Raw genomic sequence first — 24,462 nt, forward strand, 5'->3', positions numbered from 1 at the left:
CTTACTGCTTTCATTTCTTTCGATGATTCTTCCAGGGAAATTAATTTAAATAACACCAGACAGACGGCTAAAACAGCGCCTGTTTATTGTGATACCTGTGATGATGATAATGACGGCATCATCAATAAATATGATAAATGCCCGCAAACTCCCGGAGGATGTATGGTTGATGCAGACGGATGTTGTGTTGTTGTTAAATAGACATATTTAATACGATAAGACTTATTGTCTTCTTAAAAGAGGACGAGATACGTATGCCTTTTAACGTTGATCATGACATTACATGATGCGTAAATACGAGGACGTAAGCTATTCTTTTACAGGTTAAAATTTTTGTATTCACTTTAAAAATTCATTCATTATGAAAGCTTCTATTCAATTGTTTGCGTTGTTTTCTTTAGGCCTGATGTTAAGCGCCTTCACCCATGATAGCGAGCAGGTTACTACTGCAAACCAAAATAATAAAATCATGACTTCCGAAACGATTTCAGCTCCTAATGACGATGATGATTTAGATGGCGTTATTAACAGATGGGATAAGTGTCCTGCTACTCCGGCCAATACGAGAGTAGACTCAGATGGTTGTCCGCTGAAAATATAGGTTAAAAGATGTCATTATACCTTGAAACCTTTATAAATGGCCCTTTCAATCCTATGTCAAATTGATATATTTGACATCCCCATATGACATTAGTATCACGCCTGCAAAAAGCCTGACCTCATCGGGTCAGGCTTTTAACGTATTATAAGGTTAGGAAAAATTTTACTTCACGATAATTGAGTAGCGGGTTTATTCCCTATCAAACAACCATTCCTTCCCACCTTGTTTCAATATCATCTGTTTTTTATCCGCATTAAACACCAGCACAATACCTGCCTTTTCAAACTGAAAGATATTGGTTGCAGTCGCTGTTAGCTCCAGCGGTGATTGCCCGGTAGCTTGCGCAAATAGTTTATCTCCCTGTTGTGTGACGGTTATTTTAATAGGTAGCTGCGTACTGGTATATTGCCCCGTAAAAGGAGCCAGTGCTGCCGCGTCTAGTGTTAAAGATGTAAAAGAGGGTATGGCAAAAGGCTGGTTGAAACAGGAACTCAGCGCACATTGCATGATATCGCTGACCGGATAGATGAAGCCATTGGAAATGAGGGCAACCGATATTTTTTCTTCCGGAAAATAACGTACCTCCGATTGGAATTTATCAATGCCGCCGGTGTGGCCATAGCTATTGTGGCCGGCATAAGGGTAGGAAAAGATGCCCAGGCCATATGCATCTTTGAGGGTTGTCATCAGCACCAGTGATTGGGCATTGATGATTTTACCGGCGAAAAGCTGTTCAATGAAAACTGCTAAATCCGTAGGTGTAGATACGATGGCGCCGGCGCCCATAGGGATAGATAAATCCGTCTCTGCTTCTTTGACCCATTTGTCTCTGAAGCTATAGGAATAACATTCGTTGTTGCGAACATTGGTTTTGTTGCCGGAGGAGGTACTTTTTAACCCCAAAGGGAAAATGATTTTTGCCTGTAATATGCTGGCATATGGCTGATTGTAAATTTTCTCCAGGATATAACTCAATATTAGATAATTGGAATTGCTATAGGCCGCTTTGCTGTTGGGTTCGAAGTCACTTTTCTCTTTAGCCAGTATCGCCATCATTTCAGCAGCTGATTGGGGGGAGGTGTAATACGTCCAATAAGCTTTGTCGTCTGTGAAGTTGTGAATGCCACTCCGGTGTTGCAGCAAATTTTCAATAGTTATTTTCCGGGCATGTTCAATTTGTGGAAAGTATTTATCGAGCGTTTGTTGCAATGATATTTTCTGCTCTTCTATGGCTTTCAGCACGAGCACCGCGGTGAACATTTTGGAAACAGAACCGATTCTGTACCTGGTTAGGGTATCTGCTTGCCGGGAAGTGGCGATATCACAGTAGCCAATAGCGTGGCTATATAGTACATGACCGTTTTGTGCAATGGTGATACTTCCCATAAATTTATCTTTTTCGGCCAATAGCCTAAACAGGCTGTCTAAACGGGCGGGATTAAAAGTTTGTGCCATACAGGTGGTAGCCGATAACATGATCAGCGTGGCAAGGGCGATGTTTCTTATCATAAATTATCGTTGGTTGATACGCTTTTTGAGCTTTAAGAAGAAGGTGATGAGCAGATAAAACAGGATAGTGGCAGATAACATGACAGGTATAAACCAGTTCCCCAATAATTCGCGGACGCCAGGAGGATGAGTACCTTTCAGCATGCCTAACACCATAAACGTGGTATCTTTATAAAATAATCCTACCTCCGCCGGGTGTATGATCTTGGCAAAAATCAAAAATATAAATCCGAATAACAGCAGGTATAAAATAAAGAAAATAATGTAGGAGATACCATTTGTAAAGTTGAGTACCAGTGCCTTGAAAACATGGACAGGATTGAAAGTGGTGGTGGCCTGTGCTAATTTTTTATCAGCTACCAATGGTTTTAATACCTCTTCCGGAGCGCCCAGCTTTTCCAGAATATCCAGTAAACCATCTATTTCATGGACAGTATTTTTTTGTTGCATCGCTTCAAAAATGTGGCTGTTCAATTCCATGTAGATGTCGTCCTGATTTGCTTTTGAAAGGGAATGGGTTGCCTTCCTGACGCGTTGCATATAATCCTGATAGATTCTGCCCGAAGCTTCCTGGTTGAATGAGATGTTGGCTGTTTTCATTTAATTATTTTTTGTATCGCGATTTCCAGATTTTTCCAATACTTGTTCATTTGAATCAGGGTTTTTGTGCCTGTTTCGGTCAGACAATAATATTTGCGGGGGATCCCCGTTTCCTGTTCTACCCATTTGGAATCCACCAGATTTTCGGCTTTAAGTCTGTTCATCAGCGGATAGAGCGTGCCTTCGGCGATATCCATATCAGTATGCTTTCTGATCTGTTCAATGAGTTCATAGCCATAATACTCATGCCCTTTAAGAATATTCAGGATGATGAAAGTCAGGGTTCCCTTTTTAACCTGGGATTTCCAATTTGTTACAAAGGTTTCATTCATGCAGTAAATATATAACAAAGTACATAGTTATGCTAGGTATTTTAAGACAAGAAAAGATGATGAGATTAAGTGGTTCATTTTGAGTGGAGTATAAATGATGCAGCCCCGCTTGGCAGGGCTGCTAAAATATCCGGTGATAGAAAAAGTACTGGCCGGGCAAACGGAAAATCCCGGATTGATGGATCCATACTCGCAAGGACTAATAAACCTTGCGATTACCTGTAAGTAGCCAGGGGGCTATAAGGCAGATTTAACCTTGAATTTATTAGCCAGTGTGGTGGCTGCATGGGCTTCCGCATTATAGGTGGTAAAGGTAAAGGTGATGACGTCTCCATCGTTGATGGAGGTACTGTCAATACCGGTAGAGGAAGATACCCCATTCACGATGAAGTCCCAGAAGAAATAAGGCTGACCGGAAGAGATAGCCGTATCAAACGTTCCGTTGATCATGTCAACCAGGTACCCAAGGGACGATCCATAAAATTGCAGGAGAAAGGTAAGGGTGCCGCTGGCGGATGCATTATAGGCCGCTTCCATTGCGGTTTGGCCTGTCATGTTGTTCTGCCATGGAAATTGAATAGAGGGACCTCCAGTAATTGTGAGTGTTACCATAATTGTAAGTATTAGGGTTTATAATGAAAATGTATTTTCCATACAAAATATCCTGCTTCCCCTATGGTGGATGTATAGATGCAAGCAGGAAAACGACCTGTTGCTACGCCGTAGGGAGCAGCTGTTCCGGTGAGGTGTTGAAAGTAAAGTGATAGGCCTGCCATATCAGGCTCGATTGCTGATCTGCTGGTAATCCTTTTCTACATAATAATAAAGGATTAGTCAGGCAGATAATACCTATTCCGATAAGTACGTGTTATTGAACGATGCTGATATGCAGGGCTGAATAAGTAAGGAACGACTGTTACAGGCTTGTGACTATATGATGTTTGGGGCCTTGCTTAGCTTATCCGGATAGCCGCTTTAATGATTATTTGTGTGTAAAGTTAAGTACATATTATTGTTTTGTAGCAGGAATAAATGAATTTTCATTAAATAGCCATAGGGCGTATGCTAAGGTGTTCATTTTAAATTTGTTATTATGCTGATGCTGGTTGCATAATGTGTAGCTTGTTATGCTCGCAGGATAAAACAAAAGGATGGCTGTATAGAAAATGGACAGCTAACATCAGGTTTGATTTTGTTAATTTAGCGGGATGAATAGTAAGGCGACCTGTAAAGGTGGAACATTTCATGCCGGGGATCTAAAACTGAAAGGTTTTAAAGTCCAGGAGATTACCGGACCCTCCTATCCGGTACTGGCCTACGGTAGAAGGGATTGCTATAAAATAGTGCTGGGCACGGGTGATATGCATTTTTGTTATGGTGATCAGACCATTGATATCAACGGCACGTTCCTGTTTTTTGCGAACCCGCATATACCTTATTCCTGTGAGCACCGCTCGCCGGAACAAAAGGGTTATGCCTGTCTGTTTACCCAAGGTTTTATCGGCAACAGAGAACGGAAAGACAGTTTGCTGAATGCTTCCATCTTCCGCTTCGAGGGCACGCCGGTGATTCCGGTGAACCGCAAACAGGCCGCCTTTATCGGCGGTATTTATCAAAGGATGTTATCCGTCTATAGTGGCGATTATGCCCGGAAAGATGAGATGATCAGGAGCTGTATAGACCTCATTATCCACGAGGCATTGAGTATACAGCCACAACCCGAACAGCAGCAAAAAAATGCCGCTACCAGGATCACCTACTTATTTATGGAGTTGCTGGAAAAACAATTTCCGATCGTCGCCGCAGCGGAGCCGCTTTCCGTCAGAACAGCGCAGGACTTCGCTGCAAGACTGGCGGTACACGAAAACTATCTCAATCGCGCCGTAAAGGAAGTTACCGGTAAACCCGTCTCGGTACACATCGCGGAGCGCATTACGGCAGAAGCAAAAGCCCTGTTGCAGCATACCAGCTGGAGTGTGGCCGACATCGCCTATGGCCTGGGCTTTGAATACCCCAGCTACTTTAATAACTACTTCAAACGGGTCACCGGCAGCACACCCAATTCCTTCAGGAAGGATAAAAGGAAGGTTTGAAAATCATAGTTTTTCGTTTGATTCTCTTTAAAAATGCCTGTCATTTAACCAGAGCTTTGTATCCATAAATAACATGTAGCCTCCTACCATCAGGGCAGATCGGCACATGAACTTTAAAATACAAGGATCATGGAAAAAGTAGCATCAACGATCGCAGATCTATCTGTGATAAAGACCCTTAGTACACCGGTACCGGTTATATCTGTCAGCCCGGTTATACTGTCGGTGCCCGGGCGTGGGAACGACTTGCAGGTAAGGATTTCCGCCCCTGTAACCGGCAACCGGTTACCAATTATTCTCTTTGCACATGGCTTCGGTTCTTCTTCGGAAGGTTATGCCCCTCTCGCAAATTTCTGGGCAGCACACGGTTTCATCGTTATCCAGCCTACCTTTCTCGATTCCCGGATGTTGGGTATCCCGCATGAAGATCCCCGCACGCCTTTAATCTGGCGGTTTCGGGTAGATGATATGAAGTGTATCCTCGATCAGCTGGACCTCCTGGAAGACGCCGTGCCGCAGCTGAAAGACCGCTCAGATCGTAGCCGCATTGCTGCCGTGGGGCATTCCTTTGGCGCACATACGTCGGGGCTCCTGTTGGGTGCAAGGCTGATCAATGCCGATGGTAGCCTGGGCGAAGATTGGTCTGATCCCCGGATCAAAGCGGGCGTGCTGCTTTGTGCCAGTGGCCGGGGTGGGGAAGACCTCAGTCCGTTTGCTGCCGAACACTTGCCTTATATCAATCAAAGCTATGCAGGACTGACCACACAGACACTCGTGGTAGCGGGGGATCAGGATAATTCTCCGCTGACAGTACGAGGACCGGACTGGTTTACCGATGCCTATACGTTGAGTCCGGGCGCCCACTGGCTCGCTACTTTATTCGGAGGAGAACATTTGCTCGGTGGCATTTCCGGCTACCTGGTGACAGAGACCTCAGATGAAAATCCTGCCCGGGTAGCCGCCGTACAACAACTTACCTGGGCGTACCTCCGCAGTGCGCTTTATCCCGAAGATCCTGCCTGGGAAACGGTACGTACCTGGTTTATGGCACATCCAGATGCATTGGGGCGAGTGGATGGAAAATAGGTGATCTGCCGGTAGAAAGTAATGTGGCCTGACAGGCTTTGAAATGTGCGTATTTCAAGGCCTGTCAGGCCATTTTATAAGCGGTAAACAATTCCCGGTAGGTGGAAGACCTGGTTTATATACTTTTGAAGCGGTTTTATAGAAGAGGAGTGGTATTCAATAGATGCTTAGTTGTTTACTTATGCGTTATTTTAGCTCTTTTGAGTAAGTTATTGGTTCGAAGCATCTGCGTAAACAATTTTAGTTTCTCAATGTCAGAACGATATATATCTTTTCGAAGACGGGTTGCTTCATCAGCACTGATAATAAATGCCGGATCAGTTACCTGTAGCATTGATTTTTTCTTGTCAGACATACTATAATTGTTACTGTTTGAGATCTATTTATGGATTAATGGAAGGCTAAAGTCTTCTTCAAAATAACACATTTTCAGGATACATTCTTTTACCAGAATGGCTATTGGATAAATTCGGGTAGTAGCTTCACCAGGAAGAGAAGCGTATTAACCCCATCCCATTCCCTCAGTTGGCCAAACAACGCAGTTTTAGTACCTTTGCGCCGCATCATCCATCACGGCTGGCATAACCTATTCATCCGTGTATGGAAATTAACAGCAGGCCTCAGATTTTTCTGAAGCTTTTTTATTTTATCAGATAGTATTTGAATGCAGGGATTGTTTCATGAGGATGCTGCCTTCTGCCGCTTTTCAGTACCGGTAGAAGCATTGGCAAAAGAACTTACCTTCTCCGTAACGGATGATATACATCCCCTGTGTAAAATAGCGGCCGCTGAATTACAACAATACTTGCAGCAGCAACAGGATTGGACACATAACTTCGGATTGTCCGCCAATGGCGAAGGAGCCGTTATTGGTAAAATGTTTGGGGTGCTGGTTGTTCGTAACAGCCGGCAGGAGCTGGGGTATCTGGCTGCTTTTTCCGGCAAGCTGGCGGGGGGCAATCATCATCATCGGTTTGTGCCGCCTATCTTTGATGGCGTGGCTGATGGCGGTTTCCTGAATGCAGGCATGACCCGGCTGACAGCCATTAATACGGAAATCAAGGCGCTGGAGCAGGGTAACGATAACGGCAGTACGGAAAAGATTGCTACGCTGAAAGCGTTACGCAAAGAGCATTCCATAGCGTTGCAACGGAAAATTTTTGATCAGTATCATTTCATGAACAAGACGGGCGGTACCAAAAGCCTGGTCGATATTTTTGAACAGCAGGGGTATCGGCAGCCGCCGGCCGGAGCGGGTGAATGTGCGGCCCCCAAACTGTTGCAGTATGCTTTCCACCGGAAAATGGAACCCCTGGCGCTGGCGGAATTCTGGTGGGGGCTCTCTCCCAAATCTGCTACCTGGAAACACGGACATTTTTATGCCCCCTGCAAAGAGAAATGTGCGGCGATACTAACCCATATGCTTGCGGCCAATTGATGCCCGGAAAAGTGATTTTCGTGCGCAAACAGCAGCAGGCTGCCATATAGCTGCTGCAGTAGCCCGGAACCTATCCTATATGTAAATGACTAAACGCTTATGACTCAATCGTTCTAAACATCGCCGGCCTTTTTATGGGCCGGGATCGTAAAATGCAGGAGCAGGATAGGAGCAAGTTTAGCAAATAGTTTTTATCTTCATAACGTAAAACCCGGCCGTTGTAGTTGCTTGACCTATTTCACGATACTTTTCTACTGTCTGTACAGAGACACTCAAAGTTGCCATTATTATCTGCATTAAAAACGCCTGATCTTATTCAGGCATATCGATAATCCATTTAGCTGAAAGTATTTTTCACCCGTTAAACCGCTAAAAAATGAAGAACCTGTTAATGATGCTAACTGCCACTGCTGTACTTGCATTACATGCCTGCTCTCATGATGATGGTGGCCTGGAAGGTCCTACACTTCCACCTGTTGAAACCAAAGACCCCAACACCAATTACAAACCTGCTTTTGTAGGGCAGACAAGAATTGGTGGCGTACAAACAACGACTAAGTTTAAAGGGAGCGTGATTACTTCCGCACTCTCCAGCCCCTGGGGCGTCAAAAGCCTGCCTGACGGGAGACTCCTGATTACAGAAAAAGGGGGTACGATGCGTATCGTCACCAAAACGGGTACGGTCAGTGCGCCTATCACCGGTCTGCCGGCCGTGAATAGCGCTGGCCAGGGCGGCCTGCTGGGGCTGTGTCTGGACCCTGCATTCAGTACGAACCGTATGGTATATTGGGTGTTTTCAGGAAATGTAGCGGGCGGTAATCTGACGTCAGTGGCAAAAGGGCGGTTGGCTAATGATGAAAAAACAATAGAAGGCGCCACCATTATTTATCGCGCTACTCCTGCGTATAATGGCACCCTGCACTATGGCGGGCGTATTGTTTTTGATGCTACCGGCAACCTCTTTGTCAGCACGGGAGAACGTTCTGACCTCGTAACCCGGCCGCTGGCACAATCTGTTACGGCTGCACTGGGTAAAGTGCTGCGTATTACGAAAGACGGACAACCTGCTCCTGGCAACCCTTCCATCAGTGGTGCCGGCGCATTACCTGTATTGTATACGATTGGGCATCGTAACCCGCAGGGGTTGGCGATTCATCCGGTAACGGGCGATTTATGGGAAGGTGAACACGGACCCAGAGGAGGAGATGAAATCAACCGTATTGAAGCAGGTAAAAATTATGGCTGGCCTACCATTACCTATGGCATTGAATACAGTGGTCAACCGGTAGGAGCAGGTATCCAGAAAAAGACAGGGTTGGAGCAACCGGTTTATTACTGGGACCCGGTGGTATCTCCCAGCGGCATGACTTTCTACAGCGGCGATCGGGTGCCTGAATGGAAAAATAACCTGTTCATTGGCTCGCTGAGTGCTACGCATATCGTACGTTTGGTCATCAGTAATAATAAAGTAGCCGGAGAGGAAAGACTGCTGGCCGGCGAAGGCCAGCGTTTTCGTGATATCACCCAGGGGGTAGACAGTGCTTTGTATGCCGTTACTGATCAGGGCAGATTATACCGGATCGATAGAGTGGCGCCATAAAATAGCAGGCCAGGCAGCATGGTACTGGCTGCGTTTTTTTTCAATACCGTTTGTGCTTATAATCTTGTTTACTAACGATAACGTACATACGTTGTAAATTTATTTGCATGTAAAAAGGCTTCAAAACAAACATGTTTTGAAGCCTTTTACATGCGGGTAGAAAATACATAGCTGCTCGCTTCACCAATAACGGAAGAAGAAATAACAGCAACCTGTAAGATCAGAGAAGGTGGCGTGAGGTGTTAGATCCGTCTGGTATAGGGCCATCGCAAAAGAATTATTTGATGGGGTTTGTCCTTACCTTTATTATAGGCTTGTATATATTGATCAACGGCATGGGGTGCTTCCTGAGAGGTACATTTTTTACTTAAACCAACGAAACTATATTTGGCCCTGCTACCATCTGAAAGGAACAGTTTTAAACAGGTACTATTATTTCCGGATGATGTGCCAATATAATAAAATTTAATTTCGCTGAACAGGTACATGTTTTCATTGACGACTTTTCCCGTCTTGCTATCTGTTATCTCCAATGTAAAATATTCGCTATTAAAATGGGCAACCACTTTTTGGCTAACCAGCTTCCATAGGTGCTTTTGGATCACCAGTGGGAGAATCATGAAAAGAAAAAAACCTATCCATATTAAATAGACGAGGTGAAAGTACAGGGCCAATAGCGCCGTTGCCAGCATACCTCCCATCATGTATGAAAACATGTAAATCGTAAAAGGATAGGGAGCGAGAACATGTGTTATGACAGATTTATCCATGACAGGTGAAGTTTTTATCTGATGATAGTGAAAACGAGAGAAGCATATGTAAGTTAGTATTAATTGATGATGTTTGATGACAGTCCATTAAATTATATATTAATGCAGTGGAGGTCAATATAATAGGGCATAGAAATCGTTTTTGTGAGAGATAGAAAAATGAGCCGGGCGTATGGGCGGATTACAGCGATGGATGGTGAAAATACATCGCTGTAATCAGATCATTTGTTGTAGGTATACCTATTTAATCAGTACCAGTTTTTTACTTAATACTGTTTTCCCATTTATTTCCAAACCATAAATGTAAGTGCCGGCTGGTACGTGTACATCATTTAGCGATAAAGTGATGGAAGTACTTTGAGTGGTAATATTAATACGTTTAATCAGTCTCCCGTTGGGATCATTAACATTGATAAATGCGGCTGCAATGTGAGCAGGATAAGTATATTTGATAGTGGTGACGGAAGTAACCGGATTAGGTATCGCTTCCAGCTGATACAATCCTGGTGCTGTAGTACCTACCTCTATTTTTCCATGAACTGCATTTAGTTGCGACTGTATAGTCTGCAGCGCTGCTTCCAGCCTGGCAACTTTTTCCTGCAGCGCAACGATATCTTCATTTTTATCAGGAGCGGCTGTTCCTGCAGCAGCAGGTGCAAACTGGCTGCTTCTGAATACATTGCCACCAGCATCAATTACAAGGGGACTACCGGTGCCGGTGGGTATGTTTTCAAAACGAACATTTCCGTTGCTGTGCAACCTGGCGGTAGGAGCAGTGGTGCCAATTCCGACGTTGCCGCTATTGGTAATGCGCAGTCTTTCAACGGTACTGCTACTACTGCTTCTGGCTACAAACAGGATATCTCTGCCAGGTGATAAACCACTGATAATAAAATCACCTGCCTGACTGGAACCAACGAAGTGTCCTGCTGCAGTGGCAATCCCTATTTTACTAAAAAGAGGAGACGTGAGTGTCTGATCTGCTGCAAATAATATAGAAGCAGCCGGACCCGAAACAGCCAGGTTCATATCTGCAACGGATCCGGTATTGGCAATATGTAATTGCCTGAGCGGCGCAGTAGCGCCAATACCAACAGACCCGTTATTGTAATAGATGGTATTGCCACTTGTTTGCCATTGCGCATGTACGGATAGCGTAGTCATAAACAGGATAAAAGTGAACCATGTCCGTTTTATCCGGAAAGAGATGGTAGCGGTTTTCATTTTTTTGTTTGATGATGATGGATGAATAAATAATGTCATGAAGAAGACGAATAACGCATCAGCGAATCCCGATTGTCGGGATGCCGGAACGATGTGGTGCAAAAGTAGATGTGCTGTCACGAAAGGCCCACGCAGTAAATACGATCATCAGGGAATACCCAGGCGTGCAGTATGGCCAAGGGCAGATTTCGCTTGAGAATATGAACAGGTAATAATGAATAAAATGAACAAGCAAGTCAATGTGGACAAAATGAATATAAGGTGAATGTTTAAATTGTACTAATTTCAAAATCCCGGTTCAATCAAGATACACCAGATGCGTTAGTACAGTTATTGATAAAAGATTTACCTCCGTTATTTCACCTTTATCGATTGTCGGATTACATATATAGTAGTAGAGCTGTTGCTGGGTTGCTTGTTAAATGAAAACCTTTTATCAGTTATCCCCGGATAAAATAAATACATATTTTTTATGGACTGACCCCTCATCTGAAAAGCGTGGGTGGCTATGTGATGCTTATATCATAAAGAATGAATTGCTGGTCTGGAATGGTACTGTAAACATTTGTCAGGCTATCTGCAGTGTTGTATCCAATAACTAAAATCTGATAGTTGTAATGGCTGTAACCTCAACAAATAATAAGGAGCAGGCGATAGCTGCCAGGAGCCGCGACATCGCGGTAATTGGTATGTCCTGCCGGTTTCCGGGAGCTACTGATTACAGACAGTATTGGGAAAATATCGTGAATGGAACTTGTCATACCGGTGAAATACCAACAGACAGATGGAAAGGAGATGAACCGGTATTTCAGGATATGGATGAACGTGACAGCGAGGCCTGCAAGTGGGGTGGCGTAATAACGGATGTGACGGCGTTTGATGCAGCCTTCTTTAATATATCCGCAGAAGAAGCGAAGAGAATGGATCCGCAGCAACGTATTATGCTGGAACTTACCTGGAGTTGTCTGGAAGATGCGGGCATACCGCCATGTGATTTGTCTGGTAGTAATACAGGTGTTTACCTGGGCGTTTTTAATGTTGATTACAAAGAACTGCTGGAAGGAACCATGCATACCTCCATTGTCGCGTATCATGGAACCGGCGCGGCTGCTACAATTATTCCCAACAGAATCTCCTATTATTATAACTGGAATGGCCCCAGTGTTGCCATAGATACCGCCTGTTCCGGCTCTTTACAGGCTATTCATCTTGCTATACAGGCACTCCTGCTGGGAGAATGTGAGATGGCGTTTGCCGGCGGTGTCAATCTAATACTTACGCCTGCGAAGCATATTGCTTTTGCGAAAGCAGGTATGCTTTCTCCTTCCGGTACGATTAGAACCTTTGATGAAGAGGCAGATGGTTATGTACGCAGTGAAGGGGCGGGATTACTATTGTTAAAGCCGCTGGACAAAGCATTGGCAGATGGTAATACTATTTATGGTGTCATTAAAGGAAGTGCAGTGAATCACGGGGGAAAATCATTTACGATTACTTACCCCAATAAGGAGGCACAGGCAACCGTTATCCGGACAGCCATGGAACATGCCGGTATTACACCGGAAACCATCAGTTATGTGGAGGCGCATGGTACGGGTACTCCCAAAGGCGATCCGATAGAAATAGCCGGGTTGATGGCCGCATTTACAACAGCCGGTCATAAAGCGCCGGTGGCCAGCTGCGGACTGGGATCAGTGAAAGCTAACATTGGACACGCAGAAGCTGCAGCAGGCGTAGCGGGGGTAATAAAAGTATTACTTTCCATGAAAGAGGGCCTCCTGCCGGCACAGGTGAATTTTAGTAAACAAAATCCACGGATTGATATTGCAGACAGCCCCTTTTATATTGTAACGCAATCGCAGAAATGGCCTGCCGCCAGCTTACATACCACCGACTATCATCCCCGAAGGGCAGGCGTCAGTTCGTTTGGATTTGGTGGTACCAACGCACACGTTATTATTGAAGAATCTCCGCTCGTATCTCCTGCAGAAAAAAGACTGTGTCCTGTTTACCTGATTGGCCTGTCTGCAAAAAACAAGGCTGCACTACACCGGAAAGCCGGAGATTTGCTGGCCTGGCTGGATAAGGAAGATACTCGTATTTGTCTGCATGATATGAGTGTAACATGCCTGTTGGGAAGAGAACATTTCCGGGTACGGCATGCTTTTGTGGTACCGGATACGGCTACACTAAAAGAGGAGCTACGGCAATATCTCTTATCAGATATAAATGCAGCAAATAAAATAGAAAGCGAACAGGCACAAGCTGCCTGGCAGGATGAATCGGGAAACATGCTTTTAGAGGCATTGTCGGGTGATGTTATGATTAACCGCGATGAATATACCCGAAAACTAAAGCTGCTGGCTGAATTATATATAGCAGGAACCCCTGTTGATTGGAAACGACTGTTTCCTGGTACAGAGAAGATACGTATACCGCTGCCAACCTATCCTTTTGCAAAAGAAAAATATTGGATCGATGCGCGGGAGGTGATTCCTGTAAAAGATAACCAGCCGGCCTGTTTGCATCCGTTATTACAGGTGAATATATCTACGTTGTATCAGCAACGTTTCAGGAGTATTTTCAGCGGAGAAGAATTTTTTTTCCAGGATAATGTAATAGACAACCACCGTATACTCCCGGGGGGGGCTTATCTGGAGATGGCGCGAGCTGCAATGGCAATTGGTATGGAACTGCCGGCTGGCGCGGCAGGTATGTTTGAACTAACGCAGGTGGTCTGGCCGGAACCATTAATAGTAACAGGAAAGGAGCAGGCAACATATATCGCATTGGAGGATACAGGGGGGCATCTTCGGTTTAGTGTGTATACGCTGGATGATAGAGCAGAAAAGCACCTGCATGGGCAGGGGGCATGCAGGTGGCAGGAAAATGAAGTATTGGCCACCTGGGATATTCCACAGCTGCAATCGCGTTGTACGGCCGGATATTACTCCGGCGCCGCCTGTTATGATATATTTAACCGCATGGGTTCTCATTATGGTCCCGCCCATCGCGGTATTAAAGCCTGCTGGCGCGGAGAAGATGAAGTACTGGCAGCACTTGCCGTGCCGGTTACTGCTGATCATGCTGATTATATTTTACATCCCGGATTGTTGGATAGCGCGGTACAGACATGTTTACTGCTGCTCAATGATCATACTATCGCAGATCATTTGCTGATACCTTTTAGTCTGGATAAAATAAAATTTTATAATACTGCTTTAACCGGTCCTGCTTATTGGAGTATCGTGCGTTTTGTAGCAGACAGTAGTGCTGTTGCCGCCATGCCCCGGTTAGACATAGACATATGTGATGAGCAGGGGAAAGTAGTTGTTAGTTTATGCGGCCTTGGATTAAGAGCTACCACGGAGGGAATGGCAGCGCTACCCAATCAGGAGAAAAGCAATACACTTTTTCCTGCAGAGAAAAGCACAAAATCCCTGCAGCAACCGATCCCGGAAGAAGACGAGGACGTGTTGCAGCTACATATACAGCAGGTATTGATAGCACAGGTAGCCCGGCAGCTGGAGCTAACGCCTGATCAGCTGGATGGGAACAGTCAACTGAGTGAATATGGATTTGATTCTATCCAGCTGACGCGTTTTTATAATTATTTGAATAGTACCTATCATTTATCACTGTTACCCACCTTGTATTTTGAATATCCCACCCTTGCTGCTTTGGCGGGCTATCTGCAGGAGCATCATGGGGCCTCCTTTGCAAGGCAGCCTGTATCCGGCAGGCGGGAAGAGAAGCCGGCAGAAAGCGTTAGACCTGGCCTGCTGCCATTACCGGCCGCACACGCACAGGTGGGTATCGCCGTCATTGGTATCAGTGGCCGGTTTCCGCAGGCAGAAGGCATTCACGCTTTTTGGGAAAACCTGCTGGCAGAACGGGACTGCATCAGTGAAGTGCCGGCAGATCGCTGGGACTGGCGCGCAGCAGGTACCTTACGCTGGGGTGGTTTTATGGAAGATATAGGCGCCTTTGATCCCTTGTTTTTTAATATTGCACCGCATGAAGCTACCTATATGGATCCGCAACAGCGCCTGATCATGGAATATGTATGGAAGGTGATAGAAGATGGTGGGTATAGCGCGCGGCAGGTATCAGGCAGTAGTATGGGTATATTCATAGGTACGTCCTGTACGGAGTATGGAGAGCTGATTACATTGAGTAATATGCCAACAGAACCCTTCTCTGCTACCGGCAGAATTTCCTCCGTGGGGCCTAACCGCATGAGTTATGTACTCAACCTGCATGGTCCGAGTGAACCCATTGAAACAGCCTGTTCCAGCTCATTGGTGGCTATTCATCGGGCAGTAACGTATATCCGTGAGGGTGGTAGCGAGATGGCCATTGCCGGGGGTATCAATACATTGATGTGTCCGGGCTCCTTTGTCAGCTTTGGAAAGGCGGGCATGTTGAGTGAGAGCGGGCGTTGTAAAACATTTGCTGCAACAGCGGATGGTTATGTGCGTGGCGAAGGTGTAGGGATGTTGTTGCTGAAGCGACTCGATGCGGCAGAACGGGATGGCGATCATATCTACGGGATCATTCGGGGTAGTGGCGAAAACCACGGCGGACATGCCAGTTCATTCACAGCGCCGAATACTAAATCCCAGGCTGCTTTGCTGCAGCAGGTGTATGAAAACGCGGGTATCGCGCCATGGACAGTTAGTTATATAGAGGCACATGGTACCGGTACGCCGTTGGGCGATCCGGTAGAAGTAAATGCCTTGCAAGCCGCATTCAGCGCCTTGCAGGCGCAGCATGACTATAAAGAAGTGCCGGCCGGTTATTGTGGCCTCGGTTCTGTGAAGAGTAATATCGGACACCTGGAACTGGCCGCAGGAGTTGTGGGCGTAATCAAAGTATTGTTGCAAATGCAACATCAGGTGCTGGTGAAAAGTTTACATAGCGAAACTTTAAACCCTTACCTGAATCTGAACGGAAGTCCTTTTTATGTGGTGCAGGAAACCCGGCACTGGTCAACGTTGTATGATGAGGAAGGCAATAGGTTGCCTCGTCGGGCTGGCGTCAGTTCTTTTGGCGTCGGCGGGGTGAATGCACATGTCATCCTGGAAGAATATAACGCACCGTTTAAAGCACCGGCAGATGTACCGGCCACTCCGGTGTTGCTGGTTCTTTCGGCCCGCAACAAGGAGCGGTTAACCGAAATGGCAGCAGGTTTACATAAGGCCCTTGCAGCCGGCAGGTATACGAACAAAGATCTGCCATCCATTGCCTATACCTTGCAAACAGGCAGAGAGGCTATGAAGGAACGACTGGCCTGCTGCGTGACAGATATACCGGAGTTATTAAACAGCCTGGAAACATTTATCCATAAACGGCCGGAAACAACGCATACCTTATATCAGGGAGAAGTAAATATCCATAAAGAAAGCGCAACGGTATGGGCAGATGAAGATGGGGAGCAGGAGGGATGGTCATGGATAGCAAAGGGAGCCTATGACAGACTCTTGTTGGCATGGGTGGCTGGTTACCCGATAAACTGGCAGCTATTATATCATACAGGAAATCCCGGTCGTATCAGTCTGCCGACCTATCCTTTTGCCAAAGAAAATTACTGGATCAATGTAGCCGATGAAATCGGTAAAAAGACAGTATCACATCTGCATCCACTCTTACAATCAAATACTTCTACGTTACAACAACAGCGCTTCAGCAGTACTTTTAACGGAACGGAATTCTTTTTGCGCGACCATGTGCTGAATGGCAAAAAAGTGCTGCCAGGTATGGCATATCTGGAGATGGCACGTATGGCGGTGGTATTGGCGCAGGAAGCGCCGGGAGAAGTCATTGAACTGAAACAGGAGATCTGGTTTCAGCCATTGATCGTTGCGGAGAAACCAGTAGAAGTACATATCAGTTTGTATGAACAGCAAGGAGACATTCAATATGATATTTATACCCGGAATGAAACGGGTGAAGAACAGCTACATAGCCAGGGAGCAGCCCATCTGCATGGCCTCATGGCATTGCCTGTCGGGGATATTGCGGCCATGCGGTCGCGTTGTGATAAAACATATTTATCCGGAGAGGAATGTTACCGGATGTACGACCGGCTGGGATTACACTATGGTACGGAACATCGTTGTATAACCGGCTTATGGCAGGGAAAAGGAGAAGCCCTGGTACAGTTGACATTATCTGCCTCGGCAGATCGTACGGGATATACCTTACATCCGGGTTTGGTCGACAGTGCCGTGCAGGGTGTGATGGCGTTGTTTATAAATGATAGTGTGGAAGCTGTGGACCGCTTACTGATTCCGTTTAGCCTCGACCAGGCGCTGATTGCTCCGGCGGCCATCACCGGTAACACTTACTGGGGCCTGATTCGTTTCAGTGCCGGCAGCAACAGGGATGCGGCGTTGCCCCGGCTGGATATAGATGTATGCGATGAAAACGGGCAAATGCTGGTGCGCCTCTGTGGGCTTGGTGTAAGAGCTGCAGGCGGCAGCCCGGCGCCGGCTGTAAAACCGGCAGCCACCCTGCCGGATACAGGTGTATTCCTATATATACCCGTGTTAGCAGAGGAGAAAGGAGCGCCGCCACAGAAGCCACGGGAAGAAAGGATCGTGATTTTATGTGAGCTGCCGGATGCTTTGCCGGAAGCTATCATAAAAGAATCAGGAAATATCCGTCATATCGTATTGCAGGCCACTGGCGCTGTTGCAGAAAGATATTATACGTATAGCCAGCAGCTGTATAGCTTGCTGCAGGAATTATTACGATCATTACCGCCGGGAGGGATACTACTGCAACTGGTGACAGCAGGAGGGGCTGCCAGTGAGGTATTTCAGGGCCTGAATGGTTTACTGCATACGGCCTGCAAAGAGTGTTTGCAGCTGCGCAATCAGCAATGCCACATCGCGGGTGAAGTAACTGCAACGCAGCTGATAGCCTGGCTGCAGGCAGATGCGGCTACTGTTGACAAAGAAATCAGGTACCAGGATGGCCTTCGTTATACAGAAAGCTGGCGCTTATGGAAGGAGGATACAACGATACCCTTACCCTGGAAATCCTCCGGCGTATATGTGATTACCGGCGGTAACGGTGGACTGGGGCGTTTATTCGGAGCGGAGATATTGCAGCAGGCGCCGGGTGCCCGGGTAATTCTTATTGGTCGCCGCGAACAACCGGATATGGAAACACCCGGAACAATATACAAATCCTGCGATATAACAGCTGCTGCAGCGGTAGATACGTTGTTTGACTGGATAGATCAGACGTATGGGCAGGTGGATGGCATTATTCATGCTGCAGGAGTGCTCAACGACTGCCTGATCATCCGGAAAGACGTCGCGGAAATTAACCGGGTACTGGCGCCGAAAGTGAATGGACTATTGCATTTGGATGCACGTAGTGCCGTATATAACCTGGACTTTTTTGTATGTTTTTCTTCTATCGCAGGAGCAGTGGGCAATATGGGGCAGGGGGATTATGCTGTGGCCAATAGTTTTATGGATCATTACGCCGCCTATCGGAATGAATTGGTGATGGCAGGCGTACGTAGCGGCCATACCTTATCTGTTAACTGGCCGTTGTGGGCAGATGGCGGTATGCAGGTAGATACGGTTACGGAGCGTTTGATGCTGCAGACGATGGGGCTTGTTCCATTATTGGCTGCCGATGGCATCCACTGTTTTTACCAGGCCTTGCACACCAGGTGTGCACGTGTATTGGTATTATGTGGCATCCAGACAAAAATGGAGCAGCTGGTCAGTACGGTTATGCCGGATAATACGGACGTCAGGCAGTCATTGACAGGAGGAACAGCGGAAGAACATATCCGGCGTTTATTGTTGTTACGGTTGTCGAAACAGCTGGGTATCCCGGAAGGTCAGCTGGATGAAGATAGTTCGCTGGGTGAATATGGGTTGGACTCCATTCAGCTGACTCATTTTTTTAATGAATTGAATAGTGTTTATCAGCTAACGCTAACGCCTGCACTTTTTTTTGAATATCATACCATCGCTGCATTATCAGCTTATCTGGGAGATACTTACGGTCATCATTTTATATCACAGGCTGCTGTTGGTGAAACACCGGCGATAAAAGATGCATTTGCCGTTGCGCCGGACATCAGCTTGTCCCGCCGGCGCCGGCAACCGGTGCAAGTGGTTACTGCGTTGCCCGACATTGCGATCATTGGCATGAGTGGCCGGTTTCCACAGGCGGCAGACATAGCGGCTTTCTGGGAAAATCTGGTAGCAGAACGTGATTGCATCAGTGAAGTACCAGCGGATCGCTGGAACTGGCGTACCGCGGAGACCATGCAATGGGGCGGTTTTATAGAAGATGTATATGCCTTTGATCCTTTATTCTTTAATATTTCTCCGCATGAAGCACAGTATATGGATCCGCAGCAGCGTTTGCTGATGGAGTATGTGTGGCAGGTGATAGAAGATGGTGGGTATAGTGCCGGACAACTGTCAGACAGCCCTACGGGATTATTTGTAGGTACTTCTTCCAACGAGTATATGCAGTTGTTGCTGATTAATAGTCCCACGGTTGATGGAATTGGTATTACCGGCTTGGCGCCTTCTTTGGGACCTGGCCGCATGAGTTATTTCCTGAATTTGCATGGGCCGAGCGAACCCGTGGAAACAGCTTGTTCCAGCTCACTGGTAGCCATTCACCGGGCAGTGGAATATATTCGGCAGGGACATGGTGAAATGGCGATTGCCGGTGGCGTTAATACCCTTATTAGTCCGATTGCTTCTCAGGTGTTTGCCTCGGCTGGCATATTATGCCGTGATGGGCATTGCAAAACATTTGCTGCAGGAGCAGATGGATATGTACGTGGGGAAGGTGTGGGCATGTTATTGCTGAAAAGACTCGATGCGGCAGAACGTGATAGGGACCATATCTATGGCGTTATCCGTGGTACAGCAGAAAACCACGGCGGCGCGGCGAGTTCGCTCACAGCGCCCAACGGAGCATCACAAACGGCTTTGCTGCAGAAGGTCTATGCGCAGGCTGGCGTGGCTCCCGCTACCATAGGATATATGGAAGCTCATGGTACCGGTACCGCCCTGGGAGATCCGGTGGAAGTAAATGCATTGAAAGCGGTATTCGGAGACAACCTGTCAGCGGGTCAGGCGCCCGTCTGTGGGCTGGGTTCCGTGAAAAGTAATATTGGACATCTGGAACTGGCAGCCGGTGTGGCAGGCGTGATCAAGGTATTGTTGCAGCTGCAGCATAAAACACTGGTGAAAAGCTTGCATAGCGAAGTATTGAACCCCTATCTGCAACTGGACAATACGCCTTTTTATGTGTTGCAGAAAACACGTGCCTGGGATACTATCCGGGATGAAGCAGGTAATGCATTACCCCGGCGTGCGGGGGTGAGTTCCTTTGGTCTGGGCGGTGTAAATGCACACGTAATATTGGAAGAATATATACCACCTGCAGATACAGTACAGGAGATGTTTACAGGGCCCGTATTAATCGTTTTATCTGCGCGTAACCGGAACCGGCTGGAAGCAATAGCCTCCCGGTTGTATCAGCTGCTGGAGACGGGCCGGTACAGCGAAAAAGAGCTGGTCTCTATTGCTTATACCTTACAAGTGGGCCGGGAAGCCATGGAGGAACGGGCGGCCTTTATAGCAGGTAATATACCGGAAGTAATCAGCGGCTTAAAAGCGTTAACCCATACTGCTCCGGATACCCCGACGATGATCTATCGCGGGCAGATAAAAGCAAATAAAGACATGCTGCATTTGCTGGCGCAGGATGAAGACATGAGGAAGGCCATGCAGACATGGATGGAAAAGCGTAAATACAATAAGCTGCTGGAACTTTGGGTAAAAGGTTACCAGGTAGATTGGGCTTTGTTGTATGGCGCCGGCAAACCTTATCGCATTAGTTTACCAGTCTATCCTTTTGTCAGAGACGTATACCGGACAGATATGTCTGTCGGAGGAGTGCTGCCAACCGCAAGGGCGCTATCCCGGTTACACCCGCTTTTACATACGAATATCTCCAGCCTTTATCAGCAGTGTTTCAGCAGTGTATTTAGTGGAAAAGAAGCTGTGATGCATCATTACAGCATAAATGGACAGCCGCTGTTGCCGGCGATGGCTTATCTGGAAATGGTGCGCGCTGCGTTGCTCATTGCAACGGAGCGGTCTGCAACGCAGCCGGTAAACCTGGAACTGACAAACATCATATGGCCTGAGCTGTTAACGATACAGGAAAAGCCCGTGGCATTGCAGCTTAGCCTGCAGGAGCGGGGTGGTAGTATTCAGTACGAAGTGCATGCAGCGGTAGCAACAGCCGTGCCGGTATATTGTCGGGGAATGGGGCATATGCGGGAGCAACTTGCCTGGCCGGTGCATGATATGACAGCATGGCAATCGGAGATGACAGATGATTTATCGGGAGATGCCTGTTACGAATGGTATCGTCAGGCAGGACTGAGTGTAGAAGCGCATCGCCGTTGTATTACCGGTATATGGAAAGGAACAGCCGGGGTATTGGTGCAGCTCTCCGTGCCGGCAAGCACCGGGCAGGATGGATACAAATGGCATCCTTTACTGTTGGAGAGTGCCTGGCAAGGCAGCATGGTATTATACCGGAACACCGGCACGGAGCAGCCGGCCCGCTTGTTATTTCCCTATAGTCTTGATAAAGTATTATTATCCGGCAACACATTGACAGGAGATAGCTGTTGGAGCATTATTCGTTTCAGTGCCGGCAGCAGTGCAGATGCGGCTATGCCCCGTTTGGATATTGATTTGTGTGATGAGCAGGGAAACGTACTCGTTGGTTTTTATGGCTTGTCTTTGCGGGCAATAGAGATCACACAGCAAACACCGGAAAGGTCGTCATCTGCGGTGATGCCGTTGTCAAATGAAGCGGCTGCCGATGAGGAGTTGCAGGAGTATATCCATCGGCTCTTATTAGCACACATATCGCAGCAGCTGGATATTCCCATAGATCAACTGGGTGATGGGAATGATCTGGCAGAATATGGATTAGACTCTGTTCAGCTGGGCCTTTTCTTTAGTGGATTGAATGATACCTACGGATTGACGCTGACGCCTGCACTGTTTTTTGAATACCCTACGTTGCCGGCATTGGCAGGCTATCTGTCTAAAAAACATCGGACCCTGTTTTCTCTTCCGTCGCCAACGGTAACGCCACCATCGGTACGGCAGGAAATACCGGCAGCTGCAATACCGGTACCCATAGCTGCGCCGGTGCGTACGCGCCGGCTATCCGGGGCGGACAACGCACCCATTGCGGTGATAGGCATGAGTGGCCGTTTCCCGCAGGCCGCAGATATTACTGCCTTCTGGGAAAACCTCATGGCAGAACGGGACTGTATCAGTGAAGTGCCACCAGATCGCTGGAGTTGGCGTGCGGAGGGTACCTTACCCTGGGGTGGATTTATGGAAGATGTCGCAGCTTTTGATCCCCTGTTTTTTAATATTTCTCCCCAGGAAGCTTACCATATGGATCCGCAACAGCGGCTGCTGATGGAGTATGTCTGGAAAGTAATGGAAGACGCCGGGTATAGTCCTGAACAGCTGTCGGGCAGCAGCACGGGATTATTTATTGGTATCTCCTGTGGCGAGTATGCGCAACTGTTATCCCGTAGCAATACGCAGATAGAAGGTTTCAGCGCTATCGGGCTGGTATCTTCTGTAGGGCCTAACCGGATGAGTTATCTGCTGAATTTGCACGGCGCCAGCGAACCTGTGGAAACAGCCTGCTCCAGTTCACTGGTAGCCATTCATCGGGCCGTGGAATACATTCAGCAGGGACATGGAGAGATGGCGGTGGCTGGCGGCGTGAATACGCTGATCAGTCATGAAATCTGTATCAGCCTGGGCAAGGCGGGTATGCTGAGTCAGGATGGTCGTTGCAAAACATTCTCAGCAGAGGCAGATGGTTATGTACGGGGAGAAGGTGTGGGCATGTTATTGCTGAAAAGACTGGATGCGGCGGAACGTGATGGAGATCACATTTATGGCGTCATTCGCGGCACCGCAGAAAACCACGGCGGACATGCAAGCTCCCTGACTGCCCCCAGCACAAATGCACAGACGGCTTTACTGCAAAAAGCCTATGAGAAAGCCGGCATAGCGCCGTGGACGGTGGGTTACATAGAAGCGCATGGTACCGGTACGAGACTGGGAGATCCGGTAGAAGTCAATGCGTTGAAAGCTGCCTTCCGGGAATACCGGCAAAACAATGCTGCACCCGGTGTTGCCTATTGTGGCCTTGGCTCCGTCAAAAGTAATATTGGGCACCTGGAAGTGGCCGCCGGCGTCGTCAGCATGATTAAAGTATTATTACAATTACAGCACCGGACATTGGTGAAAAGTTTACATACAGCATCATTAAATCCGCAGCTGGTACTGGAGGATAGCCCTTTTTATGTAGTGCAGCAAACGCGCCCATGGGAGCCCATGTATGATCAGGCCGGATGTGTATTGCCATTGCGTGCAGGCGTTAGCTCCTTTGGATTCGGCGGTGTAAATGCACACGTGGTACTGGAAGAATATATCGCACCGGAGAAACCACTGTTGCCCGTAACCCCGGTGATGATTGTACTGTCTGCACGTAATAGTGTAAGACTGAAAGAGCTGGCCACCCGGCTGCACCAGGTATTGGCCACCGGCACTTATGAAAACAAAGACCTGGCTGCTATCGCTTTTACATTACAGGTAGGCAGAGAGGCGATGGAGGAACGTATGGCCTTTATTGCCGGCGACATACAGGAGCTATTGAAAGGCCTGCAATATTTTATGAAGCCGGAGAAAGGGGCCGCAGTATTGTTATATCAGGGACAGGTAAAAGGAAATAAAGAAGCGTTGCATGCATTCACGCGGGATGAAGATATGGTACAAACGATGCTGGCCTGGATAGAGAAACGTAAATACAACAAGTTGCTGGACGTGTGGGTGAAAGGTTATCCGGTAGACTGGAAACTGCTGTATAAAGAAGGAAATCCCGGCCGTATCAGTTTGCCTGGTTACCCGTTTGCAAAAGAAAGATATTGGGTGGATAACCAGATACCGGCTGTAACGGGTACATCCCTGCGAAAAGAAGGAAATGCAGCTCCGCATAAAACGTTTGATGATGTTTTTTATGATCAGCTGATAGACCAGGTGATGAATGGAACCACGAGCATTGATAAAGCTGCCTTTAAAGTCAGGAATAAAAATTAAT

At 47.2% G+C, this 24,462-nt stretch carries 12 protein-coding genes; 6 read left to right on the forward strand and 6 right to left on the reverse strand.

From position 1 onward, the window contains the following. Positions 1-361 precede the first annotated feature (361 nt). Entirely contained in the window at positions 362-601 is a 240-nt protein-coding gene (locus tag OL444_RS16170; protein ID WP_264731584.1) for a hypothetical protein, read from the forward strand. 189 nt (positions 602-790) lie between these two features. Here the strand turns inward: OL444_RS16170 and OL444_RS16175 are convergent, their stop codons facing one another. The 4 genes from OL444_RS16175 to OL444_RS16190 all read right to left on the reverse strand — a co-directional run bounded on the left by OL444_RS16175 (position 791) and on the right by OL444_RS16190 (position 3,654). Then, a complete protein-coding gene (locus tag OL444_RS16175; RefSeq protein WP_264731582.1) occupies positions 791-2,110 on the reverse strand; it encodes a serine hydrolase domain-containing protein in 1,320 nt (439 codons plus the stop codon). A 3-nt stretch (positions 2,111-2,113) separates the two neighbouring features. Continuing rightward, positions 2,114-2,710: an HAAS signaling domain-containing protein gene (locus OL444_RS16180; RefSeq protein WP_264731580.1), complete on the reverse strand. Its 597-nt coding sequence runs from the start codon at positions 2,708-2,710 to the stop codon at positions 2,114-2,116. After that, positions 2,707-3,042, reverse strand: a complete 336-nt coding sequence (locus tag OL444_RS16185) for a PadR family transcriptional regulator (RefSeq protein ID WP_264731579.1) — start codon at positions 3,040-3,042, stop codon at positions 2,707-2,709. Before OL444_RS16185 ends, OL444_RS16180 begins: the two co-directional genes overlap by 4 nt. A 237-nt stretch (positions 3,043-3,279) precedes the next feature. Beyond that, complete coding sequence (locus tag OL444_RS16190) at positions 3,280-3,654, reverse strand: DUF4430 domain-containing protein (RefSeq protein WP_264731577.1); 375 nt, start codon at positions 3,652-3,654, stop codon at positions 3,280-3,282. A gap of 596 nt (positions 3,655-4,250) precedes the next feature. Here OL444_RS16190 and OL444_RS16195 point away from each other — a divergent pair. The 4 genes from OL444_RS16195 (at position 4,251) to OL444_RS16210 (ending at position 9,259) form a co-directional block, all read left to right on the forward strand. After that, the gene (locus tag OL444_RS16195) at positions 4,251-5,135 is read left to right on the forward strand and encodes a helix-turn-helix domain-containing protein (protein WP_264731575.1); all 885 of its coding nucleotides are present in this window, start codon (positions 4,251-4,253) and stop codon (positions 5,133-5,135) included. Positions 5,136-5,264: 129 nt separating this feature from the next. Beyond that, positions 5,265-6,221 (forward strand): alpha/beta hydrolase family protein, encoded by a 957-nt coding sequence (locus OL444_RS16200; RefSeq protein ID WP_264731573.1) that lies wholly within the window; start codon positions 5,265-5,267, stop codon positions 6,219-6,221. A 664-nt stretch (positions 6,222-6,885) separates the two neighbouring features. Further along, positions 6,886-7,659, forward strand: coding sequence for a pseudouridylate synthase (locus tag OL444_RS16205; RefSeq protein ID WP_264731571.1), 774 nt, complete (start codon positions 6,886-6,888; stop codon positions 7,657-7,659). A gap of 376 nt (positions 7,660-8,035) precedes the next feature. After that, positions 8,036-9,259 (forward strand): PQQ-dependent sugar dehydrogenase, encoded by a 1,224-nt coding sequence (locus tag OL444_RS16210; protein WP_264731569.1) that lies wholly within the window; start codon positions 8,036-8,038, stop codon positions 9,257-9,259. Between the two features lie 242 nt (positions 9,260-9,501). On the opposite strand, the gene OL444_RS16215 is transcribed toward OL444_RS16210, so the two are convergent. Then, a complete protein-coding gene (locus OL444_RS16215; protein ID WP_264731567.1) occupies positions 9,502-10,029 on the reverse strand; it encodes a hypothetical protein in 528 nt (175 codons plus the stop codon). A 240-nt stretch (positions 10,030-10,269) separates the two neighbouring features. Next, a complete protein-coding gene (locus OL444_RS16220) occupies positions 10,270-11,253 on the reverse strand; it encodes a T9SS type A sorting domain-containing protein (RefSeq protein ID WP_264731565.1) in 984 nt (327 codons plus the stop codon). Between the two features lie 617 nt (positions 11,254-11,870). On the opposite strand from OL444_RS16220, the gene OL444_RS16225 reads away from it, so the two are divergent. After that, positions 11,871-24,461 (forward strand): SDR family NAD(P)-dependent oxidoreductase, encoded by a 12,591-nt coding sequence (locus tag OL444_RS16225; protein ID WP_264731562.1) that lies wholly within the window; start codon positions 11,871-11,873, stop codon positions 24,459-24,461. The last annotated feature ends 1 nt before the right edge of the window (position 24,462 follow it).

The sequence above is a fragment of the Chitinophaga nivalis genome (genome assembly GCF_025989125.1).
Taxonomy (GTDB): Bacteria; Bacteroidota; Bacteroidia; order Chitinophagales; family Chitinophagaceae; genus Chitinophaga; species Chitinophaga nivalis.